We start from the raw sequence: 764 nt of genomic DNA on the forward strand, positions 1-764 counted from the left end.
GTGATCGACGTCGGCCACTTCCTGCCGATGGCGTTCGCCGACTGGTTCACCCGCAAGGAGATGAAGCCGTCGCTGCACTCGCAATCGGTGCTGCTGGTCGACGACTCGGCGTTCTTCCGCAACATGCTGGCTCCGGTGCTCAAGGCCGCCGGCTACCGCGTCCGCACCGCGCCGACCGCGCAGGAGGGCCTGGCTGCGCTGCGCGCGCAGACCTTCGACGTGGTCCTGACCGACATCGAGATGCCCGACATGAACGGGTTCGAGTTTGCCGAGACGATTCGCTCCGACAGCAATCTGGGCGCGATGCCGATCATCGGGCTCTCCGCGCTGGTGTCGCCGGCGGCGATCGAGCGCGGCCGCCAGGCCGGCTTCCACGACTATGTCGCCAAGTTCGACCGTCCCGGTCTGATCGCGGCGCTGAAGGAACAGACCGCGGGCGCCGCCGGCGCCTCCGAGCTGAGCCGCGCAGCCGCCTAACCCCAGCGGGATGGATCAGGAGATACGCACATGACCAAGAAGACCCAGTCCGGCGAAGGCGCCATGGTCGAATACGTCACCGCGATGATCGGCGGCCAGCTGTTCGGCCTGCCGATCTCCCGCGTCCAGGACGTGTTCATGCCCGAGCGCGTCACCCGCGTGCCGCTGTCCTCGCGCGAGATTGCGGGCGTGCTGAACCTGCGCGGCCGCATCGTCACCGTGGTCGACATGCGCGCCCGGCTCGGCCTGCCCAAGCCCGAGGACGGCAAGATCCCGATGGCGGTCGG

At 68.7% G+C, this 764-nt stretch carries 2 protein-coding genes; both read left to right on the plus strand.

Annotation, left to right across the window (positions count from 1 at the left end; translation table 11 throughout):
* Window positions 1-477: response regulator (locus ACFQX9_RS17490; protein ID WP_377789817.1), on the plus strand; the 477-nt coding region annotated here is incomplete at its 5' end.
* A 30-nt stretch (window positions 478-507) separates the two neighbouring features.
* On the plus strand, window positions 508-764 hold a 257-nt coding region (locus ACFQX9_RS17495; RefSeq protein WP_377789819.1), incomplete at its 3' end, for a chemotaxis protein CheW.

This window comes from Bradyrhizobium sp. GCM10028915, assembly GCF_042666195.1.
Lineage (GTDB): Bacteria > Pseudomonadota > Alphaproteobacteria > Rhizobiales > Xanthobacteraceae > Bradyrhizobium > Bradyrhizobium canariense_D.